The 9,514-nt window shown below is 68.5% G+C and carries 8 protein-coding genes and 1 pseudogene; 3 read left to right on the forward strand and 6 right to left on the reverse strand.

The window, feature by feature from the left end; all coding sequences use genetic code 11:
- Positions 1-6: 6 nt before the first annotated feature.
- A complete protein-coding gene (locus ACZ45E_RS39145; RefSeq protein WP_468231152.1) occupies positions 7-912 on the forward strand; it encodes an alpha/beta fold hydrolase in 906 nt (301 codons plus the stop codon).
- Positions 909-2,441: a GMC oxidoreductase gene (locus tag ACZ45E_RS39150; RefSeq protein WP_468231155.1), complete on the forward strand. Its 1,533-nt coding sequence runs from the start codon at positions 909-911 to the stop codon at positions 2,439-2,441. The genes ACZ45E_RS39145 and ACZ45E_RS39150 overlap by 4 nt, the downstream gene beginning before the upstream one ends.
- 408 nt (positions 2,442-2,849) lie before the next feature.
- Here the strand turns inward: ACZ45E_RS39150 and ACZ45E_RS39155 are convergent, their stop codons facing one another.
- From ACZ45E_RS39155 to ACZ45E_RS39180, 6 genes are all read right to left on the reverse strand, one after another.
- Positions 2,850-3,425 (reverse strand): hypothetical protein, encoded by a 576-nt coding sequence (locus ACZ45E_RS39155; protein ID WP_468231158.1) that lies wholly within the window; start codon positions 3,423-3,425, stop codon positions 2,850-2,852.
- A gap of 170 nt (positions 3,426-3,595) precedes the next feature.
- A complete protein-coding gene (locus tag ACZ45E_RS39160; RefSeq protein ID WP_468231161.1) occupies positions 3,596-4,591 on the reverse strand; it encodes a zinc-dependent alcohol dehydrogenase family protein in 996 nt (331 codons plus the stop codon).
- A 3-nt stretch (positions 4,592-4,594) separates the two neighbouring features.
- Positions 4,595-5,371: a triose-phosphate isomerase gene (locus tag ACZ45E_RS39165; RefSeq protein WP_468231163.1), complete on the reverse strand. Its 777-nt coding sequence runs from the start codon at positions 5,369-5,371 to the stop codon at positions 4,595-4,597.
- Between the two features lie 7 nt (positions 5,372-5,378).
- Positions 5,379-5,987 carry a 6-phospho-3-hexuloisomerase gene (hxlB, locus tag ACZ45E_RS39170; RefSeq protein ID WP_468231165.1) on the reverse strand — a complete coding sequence of 203 codons (609 nt, stop codon included), beginning with the start codon at positions 5,985-5,987 and terminating at the stop codon, positions 5,379-5,381.
- A complete protein-coding gene (locus tag ACZ45E_RS39175; RefSeq protein WP_468231168.1) occupies positions 5,980-8,247 on the reverse strand; it encodes a glycoside hydrolase family 65 protein in 2,268 nt (755 codons plus the stop codon). Before ACZ45E_RS39175 ends, hxlB begins: the two co-directional genes overlap by 8 nt.
- Positions 8,244-9,005 carry an HAD family hydrolase gene (locus ACZ45E_RS39180; protein ID WP_468231171.1) on the reverse strand — a complete coding sequence of 254 codons (762 nt, stop codon included), beginning with the start codon at positions 9,003-9,005 and terminating at the stop codon, positions 8,244-8,246. The genes ACZ45E_RS39175 and ACZ45E_RS39180 overlap by 4 nt, the downstream gene beginning before the upstream one ends.
- Before the next feature lie 181 nt (positions 9,006-9,186).
- Here ACZ45E_RS39180 and ACZ45E_RS39185 point away from each other — a divergent pair.
- A pseudogene (locus ACZ45E_RS39185) lies at positions 9,187-9,372 on the forward strand (IS5/IS1182 family transposase); the annotation flags it as partial.
- Positions 9,373-9,514 lie beyond the last annotated feature (142 nt).

Genomic DNA, 9,514 nt, shown 5'->3' on the forward strand with positions numbered 1-9,514 from the left:
CATCGCATGACCGACCACGAACCCACCATGCGGCGCGTTCGCGTGCAAGGACGCTCCACCCTCTATTTCGAAACCGGGCAAGGCCCGGTGGTCCTGCTGGTGCCTGGCATCGCCACACACGCCCAGGACTGGTTCGCCGTGATGCGGGAACTGTCCCTGACCCACCGGGTCATCGCCGTCGCGCTGCCCGGTCTCGGCGGCACCAGCCCGCTGCCGGACGTACTCCCCACCACCATGGCAGCCTTCCTCGCGGACTTCCTCGACGTCCTGGACGTGGATTCCGTCATCGCCGTAGGCCACTCCTTCGGCGGTCTCGTCACGGCCGAACTGGCCCTGCACCACCCCCACCTCGTCAGCCGGCTGACGTTGGTCAACGCCTGCGGCCTCGGCCGGGCGGTGCACCCCGCCGCCACCGCGCTGGCCCTCCTGCCCAGGCGAGCCGCCGACCTCGCCTCCGCCTCCGTCTCCTTCCCCGGGGGCGCCGCCCTGCTGACCCTCTCCAGCCAGCTGCTCCTGCGCCAGCCCTGGCGCATCCCCGCGCGGACATGGAGAGCCCAGCTCCGGCTGGCCCGGTCGCGACAGGCGCTGCGGACATCCCTGGAGGTACTGCGGACGTGCGGCGACATCACCGGACAGCGCGCAAGCATCACCGTCACCGACCAACTGCACGAGATCGGGGTACCTGTCCTGGTGATCTGGGGGGCCTTCGACCAGCTCTTTCCCGTATGGCAGGGAAAAGCGGCAGCGAAGCGGCTGCCCGACGGCCGGTTCACTCTCCTGCCCGGAGCTGGACACGTCTCCTACCTCGACAGCCCCGAAGAGTTCATCACCGCACTCGGCTCGTTCGTCCGCGACGACCCGCTCCCGCCCACCGCAGACACCGCCACGACCACGAACGGGGAGCGCCCATGACGCACCCAGCGGATCCACACCCCCCACCGCACACACCCACCATCCGCGAGGAACGGCACGAGGTGGTGATCATCGGCTCGGGCGTGGGCGGCAGCATCGCCGCGTACCGGCTCGCCGAGGCAGGCGTGCGCAACGTCGTCCTCGAACGCGGCCGACGCTGGCCCATCACCCGTGCCGCCGATACCTTCCCCGCCTTTCCCTCCCTCCAACGCCGGCTCATGTGGCGCGACGCCCCGACGCCCTCGGTGCGGGGCCCGCTGCCCTCCCTGCGCCGCCGAACCCTGTCCACGGCCCTGCCGCCCTCGACCGGACTGCTGGACGTGATGGCCCAAGACGGCGCCGTCATCCTCAGCGGCGCCGGGGTGGGCGGCGGAACACTCGTATACGGGGGAGTCCTCGCCCAGCCACGCCGCGACGTCTTCCAGCGACTCTTCCCCGCCGAACTGGACTACGACGAACTGGACCGCGTGCACTATCCCCGGGCACGCCACCGTCTGGTGGCCGCACCGTTCCCCGAGGACCTCCTGACACAGCATCCGTTCCGCTCCAACCACCTGTGGGCCACGGCCGTGCAACGGTCCGGCCTTCCGGCCGAGACCGTCGTGAGCAACTACGATTTCGATGTCCTACGCGATGAACTCAACGGCACCAGGACTGCCTCGGCCACGATCGGCCACTACCACTTCACCGGCTGCAACAGCGGCGCGAAAATGAGCGTGGACCGCACCTACCTGGCACGCGCCGAAGCTTCCGGCAGAACAACGGTGCGCCCGCTCCACCGAGTCACTCACGTGTCAAAGGACCCGACGGGCCGCTACCGCGTCCTCGCCGAGCACCTGGACGAGCACGGCATCACCAAGCAACATCTGGCGTTCGTCTGCGACAGACTGATCTTCGCAGCCGGTGCTCACACCCCAAGACTCCTGCTCACGGCCCGAGAAAGCGGGGCCCTGCCTGACCTGCCCGCGTCCATCGGTGAGGGGTGGGGATCCAACGGTGACCACATGTCCCTGATCAGAACGTCACCGATGCCCCTGGGAGCACGGCAGGGCGGTCCGCCGGCAGTCCTTGTGCGTAACACCGAAGGCACCGCCGGCGTGCTGCACTCACCCATGTCCTTCCCCGTGGGCTCGGGCCTCCTCGTCTGTCTCGGCATGGGTGTCCCCGACCGCCTGGGCCGATGGACACCGACGAAGGATGCCGGAACCGAGCTGCGTTGGGACGACTCGTACGACACGACGTCCCGGGCAGCCATTGAAAACGTTGTACGTCAGGTCGCCCGCTGCATACCGGGCGGCGCCAGTGTGATCACCGCCAGGCCCGCTCGGCCCGTGGTGGCGCACCCCCTTGGCGGCGTGGTCCTGGGCCGGAGCACCGACGCCTACGGAAGACTCCATGGCTACCGCGGCCTGTACTGCCTGGACAGTGCCCTCATGCCAGGGTCCACAGCCGGCGTCAACCCGGCGCTCACCATCGCCGCAGTGGTGGAGAGATGCCTCGATCACATCATCACGGACTTCACCGGCTGACGCCTCGGCAGACGGAACCGGCAAACCGCGACGACATGCCCGCGAGACCTGGTGAAGAGCCCCGGTCTGCCCAACCCCCGACCCCGGCACCCGCGTTGCGTATCTGCGAGCGTAGTTGACACGTGAGGCGACGAATGCCGAAACTGCCCCCGGCGGCCGTGATGACACGTACATCGATTCATGTGGCTGCGGGGGCATGGCGCCGGGGGCGACCGGCTGCGCTCGTTCGCCCGGTCGTCGCCGATCCCGGCACGGCAAGACAACGTCCCTGCTTGTACGGGCTGGTCGCGGTGGGGCATTGAAGCAGTGAACCGGTCAGGCCCATGCTGGTCAAAGTGACGCCGACTGCGTGGGGCCGATGCCCGATGACCGGATCGTGCGGCGGCTGCGAGTGTGTGCCTGTCCAGGTCACAGTGGTGCAATGGCGAGTGTGTTGACCAGGCTGCTGGTCGCGCTGAGGCCTGTGGTGGCGCAGGCGGTCAGGCTGAGGTTGGGCTCGACGGTGACGTTGGTGGCGAGCTGGCCCTTGCCGAGCCCGTCGGTGACGGCCCCCACCTGCGTAATGGTGACCGTGCCGTCAGCCGCCCTGGCAGCAATCACGGCAGGGTAGGTGACCGTGCTGAAGGCTCCCGTGTTCCAGTGGTAGGTGACCGTCCGGGCCGGAACACTGATGGGCGTCTGTACCGAAAGGAGGCAGCTGGTGGTGAGGTCGCGTGTGCCGGAACTGGCCCCGCTGCTGACGCCGCCCAGAAGGGAAACGCAGCTGAAGTTCTCGACGAGCTCCAAGTGCGTGGGCCGAGCAGTGTTCGTCAGCGGTGGCGTGTAGGTAGTGGTGCGGTTGCCGGTGAGGCAGCTGATGTCTGTCACCGCCGCATGCGCGGCGTTAGCCGGAGCTGCGATGGAGCCGGCGAGCCCGAGTGCCAGGCTGACGCCGAAGACGGCAGCCCTCCTGTGACTGGCCGTGGAACTGCGAAGTCTGGGCATGAGGGCCTTTCCTGAGGAAGATGTGAGCGGTCGGGGCTTTCAAGCTGCCTCGACCCTGCATGATGCGTACATGGCACGAATGGGTCGGCGCGCAAGATGCACATAGGAGGCGCAGGGAATGGCGCTCGCGCCCCTACGGTGAGCCGCAAGCGCCGGTGCTCCATGCACTCTCAATGGCGAACCCTGAGCACGATCTTGCCGACATGGGTGCTCGACTCCATGTACCGATGGGCGTCGACGACATCGTTCAGGTCGAAGACCCTGTCGATGACAGGGCGCAGGGAGCCCGTGGCGAGACCGGTGTTGACGTAGGTGACGGCCCGGGCGAGGCGTGCGGGGTCGGTGGTGACCTCGAAGACGGTGTACGTGCGCGTGCTCAGCGCCGGGAAGTCCGTGGCCCGTGGCAGGGGAGTGGGCCGGGAATCGAGTACTCCGTAGACCAGCAGATGCCCGCCCGGGCTGACCGCTTCGGAGAGGGTTTCGAGCCCGGGGCCTGCGACCGGGTCGATGGCCTTGCGGACGCCTTCGCCGCCGGTGATGTCTCTGACGTATGCGGGCAGGTCCTGCTCGTCGGTGACGATGACGTGATCCGCGCCGGCGTCCAGGAGCCGTTGGCGCTTGTCCGCGGTGCGGGTGGTGGCGATCGGTACGGCGCCCAGGCGCCGGGCGGTCTGGATGGCGGCGAGTCCGACGCTGCTGGACGCCGCCGAGATCAGCACGTGATCACCGGGCCGCAGTGCGCCGTCCTCAACGAGGGCGCCGTAGGCGGTGAGGTAGGCCATCCAGACCGCGGCAGCGGTCTCGGATGTGGTGCCGGCGGGCCGCGCGACGACGGCGGCGGCGGGCACCAGAACATGATCGCCGTAGGTGGCGTACTGGCTCTGCTGGAAGGCGGGGACGACACCGACCGGATCGCCCGGCGCGAAGCCGGTGACGCCTTCGCCGACGGCCTCGATCACTCCGGCGGCTTCGTAGCCCAGACCGGAGGGGAAGGCGGGCTGGTCGAAGTAGGTGCCCTGACGGAACTGGACCTCGGCCCGGTTCAGGCCGACGGCCTCGACCTTGATACGTACCTCACCGGGGCCGGGATCGCCCACGTCGGCCTCCCTGAGCCGCAAGACCTCGGGACCGCCGGTTTCGTCAAAAAGGACGTGCTTGGCCCGCATGTCTCATGCTCCTTCGGTCGGAGTGCTGAGGTCGGCCGGGATGCCGTCGAGAAGTTCGGCGGTGATCTCGCCGAGCATGCCTGGGTCCTGGGCCGCGCGGCCCACCGCGACTCCGTCCCAGGACGCCGCGGCGCGCAGTGCGGTGTGGGTCCCCGGGGTGACGGCGCCACCGTAGACGAAGCGCACGGCCGGGTGGGAGGTGCTAGCGGCCAGGGCGTGCAGGACAGTTGCGGCGTGGTCGGGATGGGCTCCTTCACTGCCGCCGATGGCCCAGACCGGTTCGTACAGGACGCGGGCCGGTCGGTGCGCGGGAAGGCCGGCGAGTGCGGCGTGTGCCTGGGCGGCGACGTGGGAGGCCGCGGCGTCGGCAGACATGCGGCTGTCCTCGCCGACACAGACCAGGGGAACCATGCCCGCCTCGGCGACCGCGGTGGCCTTCCGGGCGACGGTGGCGTCGTCCTCGTGGAACATGCGGCGCCGCTCCGCGTGGCCGAGCATGACGTAGCGACAGCCGATCTCCGCGAGCAGGCCCGCCGAGACCTCTCCGGTGGCGGCGCCGTCACTGTGCCAGCAGTTCTGTGCCCCCACCGCGATGCCACTGCCCGTCAGCTGGTACCGGGCGGCCAGGATGAGCGGGTAGGGCAGACAGGCGAAGAAGGAGAGGCGGGCCAGGGCCCGGGAGTGCGGTAGGACGACCTGGTCGAGCCAGTCGCGCGTCTGTCTGCGTCCAAGGTTCATCTTGGTGCTGGTCAGGGTCAGCGGCAGGACGGTGTCGTCCACAGGCTCCTCATTCCAGATTGGCGTGGCGGCTGAACATGGCGTCGGGGTCGATGTCCCGGGTCGTCTGGATGACTTGAACCAGACAGTCGAAGAAGACGAAGGCGCCCTGTTCGAAGAGCGTGCCCACGAACTGGCTCGAGGCGTGCGGCTCGTAGTCCTCGCTGTACTCACACAGGTGCACCACCAGATCTGCGTGGGTCTCCAGGGCGGAGCGTGGCGTGCCGGTGATCGTCGCCACCCGGGCACCGGCCCGGGCGGCGGCCTGGGCCAGGCAGAGCACGGTCGGGGTCTCACCGGAACCGCTGCATGTGATCAGCAGGTCACCGGGCCCGATGGCCGGCGTGGTGGTGTCGGCCGCCACGTGAGCGGTGTAACCCATGTGCATCAGCCGCATGGCGAACGCGTCGACGGCCAGTTTGGAGCGCCCGGCGCCGACGACGAAGATCCGGTCAGCTATGGTGACGGCGTCGATCAGGGCGTGCGCCTGTTCTTCCCGGGCGAGTTGAAGGAGCGCTTCGATCTCGCGGAGAATGACGCGCCGGGCTGTGGCGAAGGCGCCGTCGACACCTTCGGATATCTCAGGTGGCCGCTCGGGCCTTTGCGTCTGGTCAACCATGAGGGCGGGTGGTCCCTTCCTGCCGGGGGCGGGGGACAGCGCCGGGTGGCGCCATGAGCAGGAGCGCGGCCGCCATGGCGCCCAGGTGCAGTCCCTGGGCTGTCCGGGGCGAGGTTGGCCGGGTGTCGACGTCCAGGGCCCGCTGACGGAAGTGTTCGGCTTCGGGGTGTCCCACCGCGGCCAGGACGTGGGCGTGGACGGGTGTGCTGAGGGTTGAGCCGTGGGTGGTCCGGGGCAGGTAGTAGGCGACCGTGCGTTCCCAGGTCTCGGGACGCAGCGGATACCCCAGGTGTTCGAAGGCCTCGTGGAGTTCCTCCAGGGAGTACAGGTAGCCGAGCATGAGCGTGTCCGCCTGTTTGCACACCTGGTAGTTGCGGGGGTGGTCACCGCGCTCGTCCAGGATCCGGTCGAGCCGCCCGAGATCGTCCTCACCGTGCCCGGTCAGTGGGAACTCGGACAGCTCTCCGTATCCGTCGAATTGGCTGATCACGCCGGAGTGGAACGGCACGGCAAGCAGCCGGGAGACTACCTCCCATGCGTCGATGTCGCCATCGGCCAGCTCAAGGCCTGCGTTCAACTCGACGCGACGCCGGTGAGGCAGCTGACGCCAGAGCCGGGCAGCCTGGTGCAGGGTGCGTGAGACGAGGATGTTGGTGTAGGCGTTGTCTGCCACGCCGGCTGCACGGGCACCAGGGAGCCGGTCGTGGAACTCGTCGGGACCCATGACCCCTTCGAGGTGGTAGCGGCCGTCCCGGTCGTCGTGCCGGGCGGCGCTGGCGAAGAAGCGGGCGATCTGCAAAACCATCTCCGCGCCCCGGCCCTCAAGGTAGGCGCGGTCACCGCTGATCCGCGCGTACGTCTGGATGCTGTGGGCCAGCGAGGCGCCGATGTGCCGCTGCCGGGCGCTGTGATCGGTCAGCCACCGCCCGTTCAGCGGGTTCATCACGAGCGGGACCGTCGTCTCGCTGCCGTCGTACCCGCTCTGCCACGGGTACAGGGCGCCTGGCTGGCCCTGCTCGGCCGCGGCCCGCCGCGCCGCGGGCAGCCGTCGGTGCCGGTAGTCCAGGGCGGAGCGGGCCGTGGCGGGCAGCACGTGCGCCAGCCAGGAGACCACGGGCAACTCGTCCCAGAAGACTCGGCCGTGGTACTCCTCGCCGCTCAGCCCCCGGGCGGGCACGCCGCTGTCGCGGGTGCGGCTGTGCGGGGACATGACCTGCAGCAGATGGAATTGGAAGAGGCGTCGCCGCAGTCGTTCCCCGGGCGGACCGTCATCCGGTATACGGCTCCAGAGCTGCTCCCAGGCCGCACAGTGGGCGGTGAGCAGGTCGGCAAAGGCCGGAGCCGCTCGCACCTCAGCCAGGACCAAGGAGGTGAGGTGCTCGGTGGTGAACATGCGGGCCGTGCGCAGGCAGACGGTCTTGTCAATGTGCACGCTCTGGCCGGTTTCCATTTCGCACTGCAGGGTCGTGGCCGCCTCCATCGCACTGCGGTCGTGACGCACCAGCACGGCCACGGCGGACTCGTCGCTGCGGGTGATGTGGGTGCGTGCGGCCACCGCGCAGGCGATGGAGGTATGGCTGGTGTGGCAGGCGAGCCAGAGGGCATCACCGGCCACACCGGTCTCCAGACCGGTCAGGTGCTGCCCGTCGAAGTCCCGGTAACGGTCGACCTGGGCATTGCGGACAGCGCCGTCCAGGGCCGAGCGGACCACCAGGGGACCGTGCCAGTTCTCGGCGGTGACGGTCAGACGGAGCGCGGCCAGATGGGGCTCGGCCATGTGCACCAGGCGCGTCTCCGTGAAACGGGTCCGGCGGCCGTTGGCGTCCTGGAGACGGTACTCGCGGCGCAGCAGGCCGCGCCGCAGATCGAGAAACTGGTGGTACGCCAGGACGGTCACGTAGTCCGGCCCGAGCCGGACGGACTCGCCGCCGTCGAGCCGTGTACATTGCACCGGCAGCCAGTTCGGCAGATTGACCACGCTCTCCACCGAGTAGGCGCGACCTCGCACGCTGGACCGTGTCTCGTTGAAACAGCCGGCCGCATAGGTGCCCGGATAGTGTCCCGCGCCCCAGCTGGCCTCCGCCTGCGCACCCCGTGCGGCGAACAGGCCGTTGCTCAGGGTGCACACGGCTTCGCGCCAGCCTTCCTGGGACGGCTTGTAGCCGGGGAAGGACCAGACCCAGTCGGGATCGCTGCCGCCTGCGATGTCCCGGTGGCCGGTTGAGGGCTCCATCTGCGGACCGGCCGGGCGCTCCGTCATGTCTCCCTCCTTGATCCGCGCGGCACGGGCAGAAGCTCGGCGAGGTCGTTGACCACCACGTCAGGACTTTGCGCGCGAAGCAATTCCTGCTGCCCGCACCGGTCGACGGCCACCACGAACGCGAAGCCACCGGCCGCGGCGGCCGCCAGCCCGGTGGGACCGTCCTCGAAGACGGCCGCATGGTCTGTCGCGGTGCCCAGTTCGGCAGCCGCCGTAAGGTAGGAGTCGGGTGCTGGCTTGCCTTGTAGCCCTTGTTCTCGCGCCACTTCGCCATCCACACGGACATCGAATAGGAATTCGATGTCACAGGCGGCCAGTACCTGGGCGCAGTGCGAACTGGCGGACACCACAGCGGTGGACAGACCGGCTTCACGCACCGCCTGTATGAAGCGCACCGATCCGGGGTAGGCCTCGATCTCCTCGGAGTCAAGACTCTCCGAAAGTAATTTGTCCTTCTGGTTGGCGAGTTGATGTTCAGAGCCATGACCAGGCGCTTCGTCGGCATGACCGACGGGCAGACAGATACTTCGTGAAGCGAGGAAACGGTGCACGGCTTCGTGGCGGGGCAGCCCGTCAACGTACCGGAAGTAGTCGGAAAGACGGAAAGGGAGCGCGTTCTCGCCCTGCAGACCGGAAAGAAGGGGATCAAAGGTCTTCTTCCAGGCCCTGCGATGCTGGATGTCCGTCTTGGACACCACTCCATCGAGGTCGAAAAGGCAAGCATGCACCCCTGCAGGTAAGGCGGGGCTTGATTCCACGACCCATTACTTCCCATACGTAGACCGGGTGAAAACGTCGCGATGGAGATTAAAAAAGCACGACTGTCGCACCAGTGACCCGTGGCGGGCGGTTAGGCCAACTGCCCCGGTGGTGGGCTTGAGGCAAGCTCCTGGTAGACGGGGACACGACCAAGATTCACAGTTCACCAGGAGCTTTCGCGTGCTTACTTACCCGTCCGGCATCGATCTGTCCAGCCACACCCTGGGGCATCTCTCCGGTCTGCTCGCAGGTAACCGCCGTCGGATCGGTTCGCGTCGGCGACGCCTGACCTCTGGCCGGCAGGCAATGCTCGTCCTGGCCCATCTGCGCGGCGGCGACACCTGCGCCCGCCTCGCCGCAGCCTTCACGGACTCATCTCAACTGGACGGGAGGGGCCGGCCACGGAAGCACGGGGTCAGAGCGAGGTGATCTCCAGCGTCACCGCGCTGTAGATGCTCGAGACGGTGCCCAGGCCAAGAGTGCATTGCAGTACCTGAGTCGCCGGCCC

This window comes from Streptomyces sp. NPDC030991 (assembly GCF_055571235.1).